Raw genomic sequence first — 17,780 nt, forward strand, 5'->3', positions numbered from 1 at the left:
GTTCTTTGCATACATATACACTTATCATATCATTTTATGACAGCGCTTTCAATAGAGATTTTGGAATAATTTTCTGAGGAAAGGAGAGGAAAGGAGTAGAGGAGGACCAAGAAAAAGATAAAAAAGAACCCGAAACATTTGGCCTCTTTCTGTATATGAGCAGAACTCATGCTTGCAGTTCATCCTGGTAATTTTGATAGAATTCCACCTTGATGGAGATGAAGGTTTCAAGGTCTCGGAGGAGTTGCAAAAGAGTCGCTCGGGTTTCAAATTCTTGACGAGATCGAGGGAGAGGTCGTTCGCGAAAGACTGCTAGATAGCGATTGATTTCATCAAGAAGGAACTGCGCTGGATTTTCCTGACTGAGCTGGCTGGCTGTTTTAGCAAAAAGTTGAGCTAAAATGAGGCTCTCACTCGCGGCTAATTGACAGTTGTTTACGTTGTTAGCCATGTCTCGCAGGATATTATTTTGACGCTTTCTCATCTCGAAATAATGAACATGGTAGTTAGTCTGGTGGAAGAGGTGGTTGGAGTGGTCTAGATACACCAAATCGAGAGCTTCCCTTAAGATGGTATCTAGCTCACGAATCAAGCTAGCATCGTTGCTCCCGTCTCCTTTTCCCAGAAATTCTGCAAAACGATAAAGAATCTTTTTGAGTTGTTCCTCGACAATTTCATGATAGCGATCAATTTCTGCTTGTCGAGAAGGCATATAGAGATTGGCTAAGAGAGCAAAGCTGGTTCCAATCAGGAAAATGGTAACCTCATTTCCCAATAAAGCTATAGAAGTGGATTTTTCTAGCAGGAGATGGGTAACCAGGACAGAGCTTGGTGTGATGCCGATTTCGCAGCCTTGTAGAAAAGCGAGGGGAACATAGGTAGCTAGATAAAAACCAAGGGCCCAGAGATTGTAGCCGAGAATCTGAAAGGCTAAGCTTCCAATGAACAGGGCGAGAAGCATGGACATAAAGCGGTTGTAAGCCAATCTAGCTGTACTTCGACGGGTATCGGTAATGCTGAGGATGGCAATGATTCCCGCAGAGGTGGCGTAGGTCAGACCTAAAAACTCTGCAAGCAAGATGGCCAAACAGGTGGCGAGGACCATCTTGATGGTTCGGTGAATAAGTGGCATAATGCGGATTCTTTCCTTTTTCTAAACTAGTTTTATTATACCACAAGCAAACTGGGCTACTCCAAATGTTTCACCAGATATGGCAATTGTGTTATACTAGTTTCATGGAAAAAAACGATATTGTTTACGGTGTTCATGCCGTCACAGAAGCACTGATCGCAAATACAGGAAATAAATTGTATATCCAGGATGATTTGCGTGGAAAAAATGTAGAAAAAATCAAGGATCTGGCAGCAGATAAAAAGGTGTCCATTTCTTGGACTCCTAAGAAGACCTTGCAAGAGATGACAGAAGGGGCTGTCCACCAAGGTTTTGTCTTGCGGGTTTCGGAATTTGCCTATACGGACTTGAATGAGATCTTGACCCAGGTTGCTAATCAAGACAATCCCCTGCTCTTGATTTTGGATGGTTTGACCGATCCGCATAACTTAGGATCCATTCTCCGAACAGCCGATGCTACTCAGGTAGCGGGAGTCATCATTCCCAAGCACCGTGCTGTTGGGGTGACCCCAGTTGTCGCCAAGACCTCAACTGGAGCAGTGGAGCATGTTCCCATTGCTCGTGTGACCAACCTTAGCCAAACCTTGGATAAGCTCAAAGAAGCAGGTTTTTGGATTTTTGGAACCGATATGAACGGGACGCCTTCTCACAAATGGAATACCAGTGGGAAGCTAGCCCTCATTATTGGAAACGAAGGCAAGGGCATTTCGACCAATATTAAAAAGCAAGTGGATGAAATGATTACGATTCCGATGCAGGGGCATGTCCAAAGCCTGAATGCCAGTGTCGCCGCAGCGATTCTTATGTATGAGGTCTTTCGCAACAAACTATAATAGAGGAAAATCGTAGGAAGGAGGCAGTCGATGAAAGAAAAGATTTTGTTAGTGGACGGCTACAACATGATTGCCTTCTGGCAGGAGACCCGCCAACTCTTTAAAAAGAGTGAGCTGGATGCTGCACGAACGATCCTCTTAGAGAAGCTGAGCCACTATGCCAGCTTTGAAGGCATTCGCGTGATTTGTGTCTTTGATGCCCAATACATGCCAGGGATTCGCCAGACCTATGAAGAATTTCAGGTCCAAGTGGTCTTCACAGCGGAGGAGGAGACCGCCGATGACTACATTGAACGTTTGGCAGCAGAGCTCAATACACCCCTTCACCAAGTATCAGTCGCGACGAGTGACTTGAATGAGCAATGGACGGTCTTTGCTCAAGGAGCACTTCGTGTTTCGGCGCGGGAGCTGGAGAAGAGAGTTGCCGTTGTCAAGGCCGACTTGAACCAGGCGCGAGGAGCCGTCAACGATCAAAAACCACCGATACGGCCTTTTGACCAAGAGGGCCTACGTCAACTACAAAAAGAGATGGGAGCAAGTAAATGACCTTTAAAATTTTAACAGATTCAACTGCAGATTTAGATGAAAGATGGGCACAGGAGCATGATGTAGAGATTGTCGGCTTGTCAATCCAAATCGATGGGACTCATTATGAGACAGTGGGTCCAGACAAACTCACTAGCCCTCAATTATTAGCAGAGATGCAAAAAGGTGCTAAACCAACGACCAGTCAGGTCAATGTTGGGCAATTCCAAGAGATTTTCAAAGGTTATGCTCAACGCAAGGAAGATCTCCTTTATATCGCTTTTTCTTCAGTCTTATCAGGGACTTACCAGAGTGCGGTCATGGCGAGAGACTTGGTCCTTGAAGACTACCCAGAAGCTGTGATCGAAATCATCGATCCAAAAGCGGCAGGGATTGGAGAAGGCTACTTGTCTATGCTGGCAGTTGAGGCGCGTGATGCCGGTAAGAGTTTGGATCAAGTTAAGGAAGAACTAATGGAAGTGGCTCCTAAGTTGCGGACCTATTTCTTGGTGGATGATCTCTACCATCTGATGCGCGGGGGACGTCTTTCTAAGAGTTCAGCTATCGTCGGAAGTTTGGTTAACATCAAACCCCTTCTTTGGATTGATGCAGAAGGCAAATTAGCCCCTATAGCCAAAATTCGTGGACGCAAAAAAGCCATGCGGGAAATGCTCTCACTCATCCAGGAGGATATTGGCCACAGTACAGCTTTGGTTTCTTACACGGATGATCTAGCTGGAGCAGAAGAGCTCAAGGCTCAATTGTTGGAGAATCCAGCTATCTCCCAAGTCTTGATTATGCCGCTAGGTCCCGTCATTGCTGCCCACGTTGGTCCTAATTCTCTCATCGGCTTTGTTATAGGAAAAGAAAATCGCAAATAATTTTTCAAATCGGTTGACTTTTATTTGAAAAATTTGATACAATAGTAGGCGGTATTGTTTACCCCATTTGTAAGGCCCCGGAACCTTTCAAATAACTTGCGGACCGGAACATCCGCCCTGTAAACAAAAACGATATTCATAATAGGAGAAATCATGAACAAAACTACATTCATGGCTAAACCAGGCCAAGTAGAACGCAAATGGTACGTTGTTGACGCAACTGATGTACCTCTTGGACGCCTTTCAGCAGTTGTTGCAAGCGTGCTTCGCGGAAAAAACAAACCAACATTCACACCTCACACTGATACAGGTGACTTCGTAATCGTTATCAATGCTGAAAAAGTTAAATTGACTGGTAAAAAAGCTACTGATAAGATCTACTACACTCACTCAAACCACCCAGGTGGATTGAAATCAATCTCTGCTGGTGAACTTCGTTCTAAAAATGCAGTACGTTTGATCGAGAAATCAGTTAAAGGTATGCTTCCACACAATACTCTTGGCCGCGCTCAAGGTATGAAATTGAAAGTATTTGTTGGAGCTGAGCACACTCACGCTGCACAACAACCAGAAGTTCTTGATATTTCAGGACTTATCTAAGGAAAGGAACAATAAAGTATGTCACAAGCACAATATGCAGGTACTGGACGTCGTAAAAACGCTGTTGCACGCGTTCGCCTTGTTCCAGGAACTGGTAAAATCACTGTTAACAAAAAAGATGTTGAAGAGTACATCCCACACGCTGACCTTCGTCTTGTAATCAACCAACCATTCGCAGTTACTTCAACTGTAGGTTCATACGACGTTTTCGTTAACGTTGTAGGTGGTGGATACGCTGGTCAATCAGGAGCTATCCGTCACGGTATCGCTCGTGCCCTTCTTCAAGTAGACCCAGACTTCCGCGATTCATTGAAACGCGCAGGGCTTCTTACACGTGACTCACGTAAAGTTGAACGTAAGAAACCAGGTCTTAAGAAAGCTCGTAAAGCTTCACAATTTAGTAAACGTTAATTTGAAAGAATTACTGTACTTACAAAGAGCACCTTTCGGGGTGTTCTTTTTTATGCTTCCATACTAAATTGGTGCAATTGACACAGTTGTTGCGACTTTAGTCGCTTACAAATGTGGCTGCAAGCTGACAAAGTCAGTTGCCTAAAAACGTTAATCAACACGATACTATCAACGTTTACAGACATTCAAGAATTTTCTCTTGGATGTCTTTTTTGTTAAAAAACTAAAGTTCACCCCATCTTTATTTTAGTTTGTCTCAAAAAAAGTTCGCTTGCTGTTTTAATTCACTGTTTCAGTAGTATCTATAATGTGTATTTTTTGTTGGATATATTTGAATATACATATCTCTCGTGTTAAAATTAATAGTGAAATAAATTTATGGAGGGAACATAGGCTTGAGATCACTATTAGCAACAAGATTAAAAAATAGACGAAAAGAATTAAAAATGTCACAAAAAGAATTGGCTGAAGGGATTTGCAAACAAGGTCAAATTAGTCGGTTAGAGAGTGGAGAATATACTCCAGGGGCAGACTTCTTGTATGCTTTATCACGCAAACTAAAAGTCAGTATGGATTATTTTTTTGAAGAACATGTTGAACAGAAAATAGACGAGCTAACAGAATTTAAAAAAATAGCACGTATTTTTATTATGAATCGGAATTATGAGTCTTTAAAATATATACTTGAATTAGAAAATATTAAGACTCATCGTTTATCTTTATCTGATAAACTTTATATGGAGTGGATAAAAACACTTGTTGATTTTTATTTTTATGGAAAGAAAGACGAGGCAGTTCAAAAATTAGAGGGAGTACTTGAGCAACTAAGTACATCTGATTTGAACTATCTTCAATTCTCTAATACATTATTTAATTTTTATTATGAAGTTGAGAGTATAGAACGATTTAATAAAATTAGAGATCGAATAGAGGAAAGAGTTAACCAATTGAGTTTAAATACGATAGAAGAACTAGAATTGTCAATCAAATTTAACTATAACGTATGCCGGTATTTATGGCTCCAAAAAGATACTGAACAAGCAATTTCTAGAATTTCTACTACAATTCAGCAATGTAAAGATTATAGAACTACCTATCTATTAGCAGATTTATATGTATTAATGGGAAATATAAGCAAAAGTATTTCATCAAAAGATAACACATTAGAAAATTATGAAGTTGCCCGTTTTTTGTACAAACTTGATGAGAATATTCCTATGATGCTAAAAGTAGAGCAATATATTTTAAAATTGACGGAATAATATGTAACGATGTTTTTAAATAACATCGTTTTAAAATACAAAAAAGCATTTGATTAGAAATAGATACAAAATTATTATATTATGTATTGATTTGTTATGAATGAGGTGCTAAAATAAAATGCAATAATACAAAAGGGAGGAGATCAAGAAGGATTTGTTTTTGTCACGGGTTAGCTGACTTGCTCTATTCGTGCGATGATAAGTATTCAACAAAAGATATTCAAAGGGTATTGTAGATTACTGGAAAGAAATTATTTCAATAACAAAGTACTTAATGAATATAGTGTTTGAGTAGTATTAAGTGACAAAATAGGAACTTTATTATCTTATGTTGCACTTAAACATAAGATAATAATTTGTGAAGAAATATTTGGAATTTTTAAGTGAGGCTGGGATATGACATTAAAAACTTATTTAATTAGATGCAAACGAAGTAATTCTATATGGTTGTTTTGGATTTTTATTAATTCATTATGTGTTTACTTAAATGGTATATTGAGTGCCAAAGCAATCTCTACAATTGTAAATTTTGATTTACAGGGATTTTTGTATTTAAGTGGAGCGATTTTAGCTGTAAATTTAATATGGGTATTACAAATATATCAAAACTCAAAAGCAAGTGAAAAAGCCATACAAGAAATGTGTACCGAAATACGTAAAGATATTGTAAAAAGTATTGAAAGTAAAGGTGTGATACGTTTTGGCTCAAAAAGTGTTAGCGCCTATACCTCATGGCTGACAAATGATCTCAATACTATTCGAGATCTTGGCTTTGAAACACTTGAATTAATGATTAGTCAAGCATTAAATATCATTTTTGCAATTATTGCCTTTTTTAGTTTCAATTATTCATTATTGTTTACAATTTTGATATTCTTCCTTTTAATGGTAAATCTCCCTAAAATATTTACAAAGAAAATGGAGAATAAAGCTGTTCACTTTACTGAGAAGAATGAAGAATTAGTTAAAGCAATTGATGATTCTTTAAGTGGATTTCGAATGTTATCCAATGCTAATCAACTTCATTTTTTAATGGTAAAAATCTTATCTTATTCAAAAAAATATTCGAAGTCCAGAGTTTCATATTCAAAAACCTTTGGTGGGCTTATGTCTGTTCAAAATGGGACTAGTTTTGTGAGTCAAATTGCCATGTTGACCCACGCAGGAGTCTTATATTTCAACCGATTAATTCCGATTGGGGCTGTATCTTCTTCTCAATATTTTTCATCAATTATCTTTGCTGGCTTAACAGGCTTAACGGCAAATTACGCTGAGTTTAAAACTGTAAACAAAATATTTGAAAAATTTGAATTGGAAGGTGACCAAAGTATTCATGAAAGTAATGTTAATAAACAAACTTGGAAGAAATTTATAGATAAAGTAGAATTTCAATCGGTAACTATTGAACGTGATGGTAAGATTGTCTTAGATAATTTAAATGTTAAAATTGAAAAAAATAAGAAGTATGCAATATCAGGGTCATCTGGTTCAGGAAAATCAACTATATTAAAGGCTATTAATGGTGAAATCCCAATTTCGAAAGGCCACATCTTCTATGACAATATTGATTCAAAAAATATGAATTTCAAGGATCTTCATGAAAATATTTCTTATGTTAGTTTGGAAGATCATATTTTTAACGAATCCATTTTATTTAATTTGACATTAGGCCGAGAAATAGAAGATTCAAAAATCGAAAAAGCATTGGAATTATTTTATTTAAGAGACTGGATTAATGGATTGAGTCATGGATTGGAAACTACTTTATCGGAAATTAGCCAAGACATTTCTAGTGGACAGAAGCAACGAATTAGTCTAGCTAGAGCTTACCTTGAAGAAAAACCAATTTTGATTATTGATGAGGCAACTGATGCGATTGATAAAGAAAGACGGTATCAAATTGAGAAACATCTATTCTCCATGACAGAAAAAACTGTTATTTTTGTAAGCCATCATCTAGATGAAAATATAAGATCTCTTTTTGATAAAATTATATATTTGGATTAGTTTTAACCTACTGAGATCAGTAGGTTAGATTGAAGAAAGATTCATCTACCAGATTTAAAAACGCACCAATAATGGTGCGTTTTTAAATTATTAATGCTATAATAGAAATAAATAAAAGGAGGGCTCTCATGATCGGAGAAAATATTAAAGCGTTACGTAAAACACATGACCTAACCCAGCCTGAGTTCGCAAAGATTGTTGGCATCTCTCGAAATAGCCTGAGTCGTTATGAAAACGGGACAAGTTCAGTTTCGACAGAATTAATAGATCGTATTTGTCAGAAATTTAATGTTTCTTATATCGATATTGTAGGAGAGGAAAAGATGCTCACGCCAGTAGAAGATTATCAGTTAACTCTGAAAATTGAAGTGATTAAAGAACGAGGGGCGAATATCTTAGCGCAACTTTATCGTTTACAAGATGAACTAGAAATTGCATTTGATGATGCTAATAATCCGTGGGTTCTAATAAGCGATGATCTTTCTGATTTGATTAACACGAAGATTTATCTTGTTGCAACTTTTGAGGATGTGGAGCGATATAATGGCTATTTGGATGGCATTGAACGGATGCTAGAACAAGCCAGTCATCTGGTGGTGGCTTAATGAAACTAGAAGAATTTAGTCAAGATGATTTTGGACGAGCATCCAGACGACTCGTTCGTTCTTTAACTCGTGGTAAAACAACTTCGTCTCGGCCCAAGGCTATCTTGCTAGGTGGACAGAGTGGTGCTGGGAAAACAACGATTCATCGTATTAAACAAAGGGAATTTCAAGGTAATATCATTATCATTGATGGAGATAGTTATCGCTCATTTCATCCGAACTACCTTGGCCTACAGGAAAAGTATGGCAAAGATAGTGTGGATTATACCAAAGTATTTGCGGGACGAATGGTTGAATATCTCGTAGATGAATTGAGTAAACTAGGCTATCATTTGTTAATCGAGGGTACCTTGAGAACAACAGAAGTTCCTCGAAAGACGGCACAATTATTGGTAATTAGAGGTTACCAAGTCTCACTTGCACTGATTGCGACCAAGCCTGAATTGTCCTATCTCAGCACCTTGATACGTTATGAAGAGCTCTATGCTATAGATCCTAATCAAGCTAGAGCAACTCCCAAAGAGCACCATGATGAAATTGTAGAACATTTAGTTGATAACTTACGAGAGTTAGAAAATGATAATATTTTTAATCAAATTCAAATTTTTCAAAGAGATCAATCGTGCGTTTATGATTCGCAAGTAGATGAAACCTCAGCAGCAGAAGTTCTACACGAATGCCTCTTCGGAAAATGGAGTAAGGTGGAGGAAGAGATGTTTAAGATGGGGCAGGAACGGTTGAGAGAATTAATGGAAATGAAAAAAGGTATAATTGATGGAAATTAAAAAAATCTATATTCAATATTATCGTTTATTAAACGATTTTTCTTTAGAGTTGAAAAATGATTTATCCTTAATTGTGGGTAAAAACAATTGTGGCAAGACTTCGGTTTTATCTGTGTTAGAAAAAATATTCAATAAAAATTCCAATCGCAATTTGGTATGGGAAGATATTAATTTAAATCATAGGAGGGAAATCTTTGAGAATATAAAGAGAGTCTCTGATATTCCTGATTCAGAATTATCGTCTATTTTAGGGATTAATCTTCAAATTTGGATTCAATACTCAGAATCAGATTCTTATCAAAATATCCAAGGATTTATGATGGATTTAAATCCCGAAAATAATTTTATTATTCTTGAATTTTCGTATATAATTCCTACTCAAAAGCTTCGCGAGATAAGTAGTTTGACTTGTGATTTTGCAGATGATTTTTCAAAATTTGAATCATTTATGAAGAAAAATCTGAATAAATTTTTCGAAATACAGATTTATTCACGTGGATATAATCCTATTACTCAAGAAATGACAGAAGAAAAGTCTGATTTACATGAAATGAAAGATGTTCATAAAATTATTAAAGTAAGAGGGATTAGTGCTAGTCGAGAAGTATCTAATAAAGAAAATAACCATTCATTATCTAAGACATCAAATCGATTTTATAAATTAAATAATGGCGAAGAAATTAACAGTAAAGCAAATAATTTACTGCAATCTGCTATTTTAAAGGCAGATGAAACTTTAACCAGAGCATATAGTGGTGATGATAGCGTAGAAGGAATTTTTACTTCAGTCTTTGAACGCGTCAAAAGATTTGGTGGAAATGATAGTGAAGCAGAATTAGCAATTCATTCATCACTATCTGAGAAAGATATTTTAAGCAATAATACGACATTGTATTATAAGCATGACGATAGTCTGTTACCTGAAACATATAATGGTTTGGGATATTTAAATTTATATGGAATTATTTTTGAAATTGAAACTTTAATGGCAGATATAAAAAACGAACCTGCTGATATTAACCTAATATATATTGAAGAACCAGAATCACATACACATCCACAATTACAGTATATTTTTATCAAGAATATTAAAGATTTGCTAAAGGAACACAATGATGAACTAAAAGAAAGTGGAGATTTTAGTTGTATTCAAACTTTAATTACAACTCATTCCTCTCATATAGTTTCTGATTGTAACTTTGATGATCTAATTTATTTTAAACGTGATAACGGTACAGCAGTATCAAAGGCTTTTAATTCATTGAAAGAAGAATATGGTGATGAACAACTAGGATATAAATTTGTAAAGCAGTACCTTACTCTCAATAGTAGTGAATTATTTTTTGCTGATAAAGTCATTTGTGTTGAAGGTGATACAGAAAGGATTTTAATTCCTACGATGATGCAAAAGGTAGATACAACCAATCCAATAAATCAAGCTTCTAATACAATGCCATTGCTTTCTCAAAATATTTCAATCATTGAAACAGGTGCCCATTCACAAGTGTTTAGGAAGTTATTTGATTTTTTAGGAATAAAAGTATTGATAATTACGGATATTGATCCAGCAAATAAAAATGAAAATAATCGCTTAACTTCTTGCTCAGCAGTAGATGCTACCTCTACGACAAATGCTTCAATTAAAAATTTTTTTGATATTTCTGGAGATGAAGTTTTTTCAATAGTAGCTCAAAAGAGTTTGGCAGAAAAAATAACATCAGATGGTAGAATTCGTATTGCATATCAAATTCCCGAAGATGAAAATGGTTATCAGCCTGCTAGTTTTGAGGATGCTTTTATCAGTTTAAATAAACAATTCATTATTGATCAAAAAGCTGGTTTTATTCAATTTGAAGCTTTAAAAGACTTTGATGATAGTGAAATAGAAGATTTCTATAAATTTGCTAGGGATAAAGTAAACAAAAAATCTGCATTTGCATCAAGTTTATTATATTTTGAAGGTGAAGAAAATACTTGGAAAGTACCTAAATATATTTCGGAGGGATTATTATGGTTGAGAAAACAGTAGAACCAGAGGTAGAAAAAGTATTTGAAGTAATAAAACAAGGTCAAAATTTTATCCTTGAGGGTGGTGCTGGGAGTGGGAAAACTTATTCATTAATTTCCATTATTGAAAAAATATCTATGGAAGAACCAAAAAAATCGATTGTATGCATTACTTATACTAACAATGCTGTTGCAGAAATTAGATCTAGAATCATTAATGATAATTTACGGGTTTCAACTATTCACGATTTTATATGGCATGTCATTAAAAATTTCCAAAAAGAGATTAAAGAATGTCTTGTTGAGTTAATAAATGATGATGAACAAATTCTATTCGTTGCTCCAAAGGAAGTATTAGGTGAGGAACTTATTTCGCTTGATTACTTTGATAGTGTTCGTGTTGAATATACTGAATGGTATTCTATGAGCATAACTGAGCAAAATAAAGTTCAAATAAGTCATGACCATGTTCTTATAGTTGCTGAAAAAATGTTTTCTAAATATAAGAAGTTGAGTGATATTTTAAAGGATACTGCAAACTATATTTTTGTTGACGAGTATCAAGATACGAGTCCCTTAGTTGTAAAAATTTTATTAGAGCATCTCAGAAAGAGTACTAGAGATAATATTGTAGGTTTTTTTGGAGATTCAATGCAGGCTATCTATGACTCAGGAGTGGGAAACATAGATTCCTATGGTCTTGAAAAAATACAAAAAAATCAAAATAGACGTAATCCACGAAAAGTTATTAATTTAGCAAATAAATTTAGAAGCGATGGATTAGTTCAGATTCCTTCTAGTGATGTAGCGGCTCCAAACATGAATAATGGTAATGTAATTGAAGGAACGGTGAAATTCATTTATGGTGATGGTATTACCCACCTTGAAGATCTTAGAAATAGCGAACTATTTAAAGAATTAGAGTTTGATATACCACAGAAAACAAAGGAATTGCGATTAACACACAAACTTAATGCAGAAACGGCTGGGTTTTCTAAACTATTTGAATTGTATAGTTCTGATTTGCTTGTGAAATTAATTACAGATATGAAGAAAAAATTTAATGCAAGTGAGTTAGTTGATAAAGGAAAAACTTTTGAAGAATTAGTAGAAGAAGCTCAAATTGTTGTTAGAAAGGGTGGTCCATTAATAATTGATATTGTCAAATCTATTCCAGAACTTTTAGCCATTTACGAAGAAATTAAGACATTTTCATTTGAAGAAGTGATTAGTAAGAGTAAAGTTAATAAAGATTCTTTATTGGCCTATAAATTTAATGGTTTAAGTAGTAGATATGAGGCGGGTACAGATAGAGATAGGATTCTTCAAAGATTAGATCTAATCTTTGAACTAATAGAACTATATAAAATAGGTAAGCATAACGAATTTTTGCGTATTACTTGCTTTAAAATAACTTCGTCCGCTGATAAAATTAATCTATCTAAAATTATGAAAGAAATCTCTGATAATGATATTACAATTGGAAAAGTCATAAAACTTGCAGAGAGAACTGGATTAATTTCAAAGGACGACTTATTTACTAATTTTATAGAAAATAAGGGCTATTATTTATGGTTACGCCTTGAGAAATTACCATTTCAAGAATATGTAAATAGTATTGCTTATCTTAGAGAATATGTATCTGTCATAACTCAGCATAAGGTTAAAGGCAGTGAATATGAGAATGTCTTAGTTTTGTTAGATAATGGAAGATGGAATCAATATAATTTTAATTCTATATTTGGTAAAGGTTCATCTAATGAGAAGGTTCAAAATAGAACTAAGAGGTTATTCTATGTTGCAATTACTAGAGCGATGAAAAATTTAATTGTTTACATGCCGAGTAATGATCGTCAGATTGTTGAAAAAGCAAAAGATTATTTTGAGGAGTGTGATATTGTTGATGTTCTGTCATTAGTTGATTAGTAAATAAACTTTAACAATTGTTGAACTGAAAGTTGAAGGAGCAATTATGATTACATTGGAAAATGATTTACTTGAATTTGATATTACAGGAATTTTAGGCTATGAAATCAATCAACATATTGATTTTTATAATACTGGAGTAGAAGAAGCTTATGTTGCAATAAAAAATAATGATGACAGTAAAGCTCTGGCCATTTTACGAATATTAAAATCACAACTAGACATAGAGTATAAGTATTTTGATTCTAAAAGGTTTTGGGATTTTGGTGCATTAAACGATGCTTATAGTTATGTTGATGGTATAAATAGAGCTAGTCGAGCATTGGTGGGAGCACCCAATTATCGAAATATAAAATCTATGCTCTATGACATTCAAGATTATATGACTAGAACAAGATTTGACGATGATAGGTATTATGGAAATGTATTCGCTTTAGCTGTTGACAAATATTTAGATGAGATGACAGCCTCGGAACGTCATTCGCGTTTTGGAATATTCCTTCAAGGGATTAGAACGTTTTACCATCGACCAGGAAAAGGTACAGCAAAACAATGCATTACTCTATCTAAAGGTCTCGCTCTTAAAGATATAGAACCTTTTCTTAACTGGAATAGTCCGAAACATTCTCACAGGTTCGCCTTCTATTTGAAAATACCCATATCCCCTAGGCTTGACGATGACCTCGTCTTTTTCCATATCTGGGAAAAGTAACTGTCTATTGTTGCTTGCATTCAAAAAGCTAGTTGATAAACTGATGACACAATTAAAGTTATATCGTCCAGGCAAATCTACCAATAAGAACCGCTGACTGGATAAAATTATTCTGATGCCTAGGCTTCTACCCATACTATTCATCATTAGCATTTTAGACAGTATTTCCTTGTGTTTCTTTTTATCAGTTTGTTCAAGATAAGCTAGGAATGCCTGCCACTCGTCAAAAATAAGATATAGATTGTGGTTATTCGTTTCTACCTTGCTTAATCTGTCTTCAAAGCGATTATAGATAGTTTCAAACATATCAAGACAGTTGAATCCACGAGCTACATGAGTCCCTGACATTGAGAATAGTTCATCATCAGCTTTAAAATCCATAAAATAAGCTTCAGCAGATGTATCGTGGGTTGCTACAAGACCTATAAATCTATGTAAGAAGGTGGATTTCCCTGAACCAGACGGTCCTGCAATAATCCAAGCGAAATATCGGTTAATATCAATGGAAACAGGGGTAGGGCATCCCCTGTTATTGATTTCAAAGATGTTGTGAATCATAGCTAGAAATCCTCTCTAATTTCTTGTTCTTTAATTGATAGTTCCACAGCAGATACTATACGTACCTTAATAGCGATAAATGGGCTTCTTTTGACGATTGTGACGATGGCATCGTTTATTTCGGTTGAACATAGTTGAACCTCTTGTCGAAGCCTACTCTCAAAGTTAGAAAGTTTATCGTCATCAATTTTATATTTTAAGTTAACGTAGTAAATGTTAGGTTCTCTTTCGCTATCCCATTCAATACCTTGCGTAGCTATCTTAGTTTGTAGTGGTAGGTCGTTTACATTTTCTGTTAACCAGTGATAGATATTAGTAAACAAAGGATTAGTTTGTTCTTGCTTACTCTTTCTATAGCTATTCAATATATCAGTAAAAATTTCTCCATCAGTGAGAATAAACAGTAGAGCTAAAATCGCTAGTAAAATTGGAACAAACCAAATTAAAAATTTGATTAACAGAGCAAATAGAACTGAACCAGTTAGAGCAATGCTAAGCTGATAGTACCACTTTAAAGTGAGTATTTTTTTGATAAAAGATATAATATTTTGCATAGAGTGCATCTTAATTTACAGAAATATCAGCAAGTTCAAGAACTAACGCTAGACCGACTGGTTGTTTGAACTTGTCAAAGATAAAAGCAATTTCATAATTACTGAAAGAAATTTCAGTACCGACTAATGTGGACAAGCTTTCTTCTTGATAATTTTTCAATTTCACCTTGAAGGAAGGACAAAACTGTTCTTGTCCGATGCTTTTGAATTTTTCAAAAAGCTCAACATCAACACCAATCAGGTTTCCCCATGGGCGTTGTTTGTCGGTACCCTCATTCATCAATCCTGTAGATGAATCTACAATTTTAATTGTAGTAGGGATGTTTGTTAAAGAAGCTAATGATTCCGTGAGTTTTTTTGGGCTCTCAAAAAGTCCTAATTGTAATGCCATAAGAAAGACCTCCTTTGACTAAAACATCTACACAAGTAAATTACTTGTCCGTCTGCAGATATGAATGTATAACGGATACGATTGTTCGCTCGGTTTAATGTGTCATGAGCTGGACAAACTTAGATTGTTTTCATAATACATCTACTTTCGTTTTAGATTGAACATTTTGTTGAAATATTCTATACTTATATTCAAACATGAAAAGAAACTAATGTAACGACACTTTCTATTAAAAAAATGTCATTGACAAGGAGAAATTATGATTGAGTATGAAACGTTAGTAATTGAATCATTTAAAGATGAGGTTGTTAATCAATATATAAAAGAGAATTTTGTTGAAATTCTTAATAAACAATTCAACAAAGATAATCTGAATCCTGAAGATTTTATTGGAAAATATTTTAATTATGATGATTTTAACGTAAAAAAACTAGAGAGATGGAAAAAAGGAGAAACTAAGAAACTTAAAGAGAGATTTATTAAAGATTTTCGTGAAATGCCAGAATTGGAAAATATGTTTTTATCAGACTTTTATCGTAATTTTTACAATAAGCAGGTTTCCAAACAAGAGAGGCATTTTCAGTTGAAAATGGGTCAACATTTATCAGCACTTGGCTTATTGACTATTGTTTCAAATGCTGTTGATGATTTATATCTTCAACAAAAATATAAAAGTAATAGTATAAGAGATAAAATTGAGATATTAAAAATAGCATTGGATGATGCTTATAGGGATTATTGCGACATTATAGAATAATTTCCATTTATTTAGGATGAAAGCCACTTCTAGAAATAGAGTGGCTTTTTGCTATGTGTTATTGTATGGGATGTTAGTCCAAACCTTAATTGTACAAAGAACAATCGTTATTGTTTTACTGAAAGCAACAAGGCAACCTGATTTTCTCAGATTGCCTTGTTAATTAAGTGTTTTAGTCAGCTATTCTTATAACTGTGCCGTCAAAATCAGCTTCTACATTCAGAAACATATTTTTGTAGGAATTACCCCATTGTGATTCGACAGTATCTTCTTCTACTTTACGATATCTATCAAGATAAATGTAATCGGTAAAATCGTTATAGTAGGTTTCAAAATACTCATAGGTATTCCCATTGTATTCTAATGTGTTCTTAAAATCTTTTCTTGTTAATTCTTCTAGTATGTGGTTGCCGTTTTTGTCATCCAAAGTAATAGATCCTTTGTACTTAAAATCCACATTGTGTAGAGTTACTATTTCTCCTTCTTTATAAGTATGATTTTTTGAAAAGAAACCACTATTACTTAATAAAATAAATATTAGCAGTATAGTAGCAACTAAGCCTCCTAATATAATCCAGATTGAGGATAGTTTTTTTTCTCTAATAATTATCATGCTCACAGTATTTTGCTTTACTCCTTATTTTTATTTATTTCTATTAGATATCTTATCAAATAAAAACCTAAAATGGCGATTGCTGCAAGTCCAATTAACCATAAGGCGATTGTAAGCAATCCTGATAATAACGAGATAATACCGCCTATAATGGAGTCTCTAAATAAATAAATTATTACTATTGGGACTAAAATTGCGATACACCCACACCCAGCACATCCTGGCTCGTCTGCAACTTCTTGAATATGTAATGCCATCTAAATTAAACCTCCTCATTTTATATCTTACCATAAGGTTATTTAATTGTAAATATAAAACAAAATATATATACAATATTGCATATATCTTTTTGCCAGCTATTTATACAATAGTTAAAAAGAGTAAAAGGGGATTTTTAGTGTCTGTAAAAAAATTATCTATCGGTTCTCAAATTAAGAGTTATCGTATAAAATTGAAACTTACGCAACAAGAACTTGCTGAGCGAAGCGAACTAAGTCTTCCCTTTATGAACCTTGTTGAAAATGATAAGAGAAATTTATCTGTTGAAACTTTACTAAAAATACTTGACGGCTTAGAAATTTCTCCTTCAGAGTTCTTCCTTCCTTTTTCTGAAGATATTAGTCCAGACTTATCAGAGTTAGTAGGTAAGCTACAGACAAATCAAAACTCAGACAAATATATAAATATATTTAATAACATTCTGGATATACCTAATTCAAACTGATGCAATTTTTAGTGAGAAAGAATAATTAGAAATTGATGTAGACTTAAGTATAAAATTTGCTCTGACTGAATGGATAATCTTTGATGAATGAAAAACTATCTCGAAATCGAGATAGCTGACTAGTCTATTTTACGGTGTTAATTGGTGTTAATTTTATCCAGAGTGGAGGATTTTAATCCATTTTCATGGAAATTTCAAATTCTAAAATGCTGATATAAAGGGATTTATTTGGATAGAGTATCCATAGTTTATAGTATAAAAATTCTCAAAACGTTAGTCAACACGATTATATCAACGTTTACAGACATTCAAGAATTTTCTCTTGGATGTCTTTTTTTGTTCAAAAAAAAGAGTTTCCCTGAGAATTTCCCTGAATTCGTTTGAACATCTATAAAAGTAGATTTCTGAATTATATGAGCTATTTTATGAGTTTTATTGATATTGATGAGTAATTTTATTATTTTACCCACTATAAGTTATATTCTAACAAATATACA

General features: G+C 34.2%; 19 protein-coding genes. 14 read left to right on the plus strand and 5 right to left on the minus strand.

Translation table 11 applies throughout. The features are described from left to right. Nucleotides 1–166 precede the first annotated feature (166 nt). Complete coding sequence (locus HMPREF9421_RS03475; RefSeq protein WP_006595600.1) at nt 167–1,132, minus strand: aromatic acid exporter family protein; 966 nt, start codon at nt 1,130–1,132, stop codon at nt 167–169. Between the two features lie 104 nt (nt 1,133–1,236). On the opposite strand from HMPREF9421_RS03475, the gene rlmB reads away from it, so the two are divergent. The 12 genes from rlmB to HMPREF9421_RS03535 all read left to right on the plus strand — a co-directional run bounded on the left by rlmB (nt 1,237) and on the right by HMPREF9421_RS03535 (nt 13,686). Further along, nucleotides 1,237–1,965 (plus strand): 23S rRNA (guanosine(2251)-2'-O)-methyltransferase RlmB, encoded by a 729-nt coding sequence (gene rlmB, locus HMPREF9421_RS03480; RefSeq protein ID WP_006595601.1) that lies wholly within the window; start codon nt 1,237–1,239, stop codon nt 1,963–1,965. 30 nt (nt 1,966–1,995) lie between these two features. Continuing rightward, entirely contained in the window at nt 1,996–2,511 is a 516-nt protein-coding gene (locus HMPREF9421_RS03485) for an NYN domain-containing protein (protein ID WP_006595602.1), read from the plus strand. After that, entirely contained in the window at nt 2,508–3,371 is an 864-nt protein-coding gene (locus tag HMPREF9421_RS03490; RefSeq protein WP_006595603.1) for a DegV family protein, read from the plus strand. Before HMPREF9421_RS03485 ends, HMPREF9421_RS03490 begins: the two co-directional genes overlap by 4 nt. 153 nt (nt 3,372–3,524) lie before the next feature. Next, nucleotides 3,525–3,971 carry a 50S ribosomal protein L13 gene (gene rplM / locus HMPREF9421_RS03495; RefSeq protein ID WP_002876943.1) on the plus strand — a complete coding sequence of 149 codons (447 nt, stop codon included), beginning with the start codon at nt 3,525–3,527 and terminating at the stop codon, nt 3,969–3,971. Nucleotides 3,972–3,989: 18 nt separating this feature from the next. Next, a complete protein-coding gene (gene rpsI / locus HMPREF9421_RS03500) occupies nt 3,990–4,382 on the plus strand; it encodes a 30S ribosomal protein S9 (RefSeq protein WP_000075973.1) in 393 nt (130 codons plus the stop codon). A gap of 395 nt (nt 4,383–4,777) precedes the next feature. Further along, complete coding sequence (locus HMPREF9421_RS03505) at nt 4,778–5,644, plus strand: helix-turn-helix domain-containing protein (RefSeq protein ID WP_006595604.1); 867 nt, start codon at nt 4,778–4,780, stop codon at nt 5,642–5,644. 396 nt (nt 5,645–6,040) lie between these two features. Beyond that, complete coding sequence (locus tag HMPREF9421_RS03510; RefSeq protein ID WP_006595605.1) at nt 6,041–7,651, plus strand: ATP-binding cassette domain-containing protein; 1,611 nt, start codon at nt 6,041–6,043, stop codon at nt 7,649–7,651. A gap of 128 nt (nt 7,652–7,779) precedes the next feature. After that, entirely contained in the window at nt 7,780–8,256 is a 477-nt protein-coding gene (pezA, locus tag HMPREF9421_RS03515; RefSeq protein ID WP_006595606.1) for a type II toxin-antitoxin system antitoxin PezA, read from the plus strand. Then, nucleotides 8,256–9,041 (plus strand): type II toxin-antitoxin system toxin PezT, encoded by a 786-nt coding sequence (gene pezT / locus HMPREF9421_RS03520; RefSeq protein WP_006595607.1) that lies wholly within the window; start codon nt 8,256–8,258, stop codon nt 9,039–9,041. Before pezA ends, pezT begins: the two co-directional genes overlap by 1 nt. Continuing rightward, on the plus strand, nt 9,031–11,070 hold the full coding sequence (locus HMPREF9421_RS03525; protein WP_006595608.1) for an ATP-dependent nuclease: 2,040 nt from the start codon (nt 9,031–9,033) through the stop codon (nt 11,068–11,070). Before pezT ends, HMPREF9421_RS03525 begins: the two co-directional genes overlap by 11 nt. Further along, nucleotides 11,052–12,974 (plus strand): ATP-dependent helicase, encoded by a 1,923-nt coding sequence (locus HMPREF9421_RS03530; RefSeq protein WP_006595609.1) that lies wholly within the window; start codon nt 11,052–11,054, stop codon nt 12,972–12,974. The genes HMPREF9421_RS03525 and HMPREF9421_RS03530 overlap by 19 nt, the downstream gene beginning before the upstream one ends. Before the next feature lie 46 nt (nt 12,975–13,020). Beyond that, nucleotides 13,021–13,686 carry a hypothetical protein gene (locus HMPREF9421_RS03535; RefSeq protein WP_006595610.1) on the plus strand — a complete coding sequence of 222 codons (666 nt, stop codon included), beginning with the start codon at nt 13,021–13,023 and terminating at the stop codon, nt 13,684–13,686. A 560-nt stretch (nt 13,687–14,246) separates the two neighbouring features. Here the strand turns inward: HMPREF9421_RS03535 and HMPREF9421_RS03540 are convergent. Beyond that, nucleotides 14,247–14,798, minus strand: coding sequence for a hypothetical protein (locus HMPREF9421_RS03540; protein ID WP_006595611.1), 552 nt, complete (start codon nt 14,796–14,798; stop codon nt 14,247–14,249). Between the two features lie 10 nt (nt 14,799–14,808). Beyond that, nucleotides 14,809–15,189: a hypothetical protein gene (locus HMPREF9421_RS03545; protein ID WP_006595612.1), complete on the minus strand. Its 381-nt coding sequence runs from the start codon at nt 15,187–15,189 to the stop codon at nt 14,809–14,811. 259 nt (nt 15,190–15,448) lie between these two features. Between HMPREF9421_RS03545 and HMPREF9421_RS03550 the strand changes: the two genes are divergently transcribed. Continuing rightward, nucleotides 15,449–15,946 carry a hypothetical protein gene (locus HMPREF9421_RS03550; RefSeq protein ID WP_006595613.1) on the plus strand — a complete coding sequence of 166 codons (498 nt, stop codon included), beginning with the start codon at nt 15,449–15,451 and terminating at the stop codon, nt 15,944–15,946. 172 nt (nt 15,947–16,118) lie between these two features. Here the strand turns inward: HMPREF9421_RS03550 and HMPREF9421_RS03555 are convergent, their stop codons facing one another. Beyond that, a complete protein-coding gene (locus tag HMPREF9421_RS03555; RefSeq protein ID WP_145958745.1) occupies nt 16,119–16,565 on the minus strand; it encodes a hypothetical protein in 447 nt (148 codons plus the stop codon). Between the two features lie 11 nt (nt 16,566–16,576). Further along, nucleotides 16,577–16,816, minus strand: coding sequence for a hypothetical protein (locus HMPREF9421_RS03560; RefSeq protein WP_006595615.1), 240 nt, complete (start codon nt 16,814–16,816; stop codon nt 16,577–16,579). Between the two features lie 140 nt (nt 16,817–16,956). Here HMPREF9421_RS03560 and HMPREF9421_RS03565 point away from each other — a divergent pair, with 140 nt between their 5' ends. Further along, entirely contained in the window at nt 16,957–17,283 is a 327-nt protein-coding gene (locus HMPREF9421_RS03565; RefSeq protein WP_040802962.1) for a helix-turn-helix domain-containing protein, read from the plus strand. The last annotated feature ends 497 nt before the right edge of the window (nt 17,284–17,780 follow it).

This window comes from Streptococcus australis ATCC 700641, assembly GCF_000186465.1.
GTDB lineage: Bacteria > Bacillota > Bacilli > Lactobacillales > Streptococcaceae > Streptococcus > Streptococcus australis.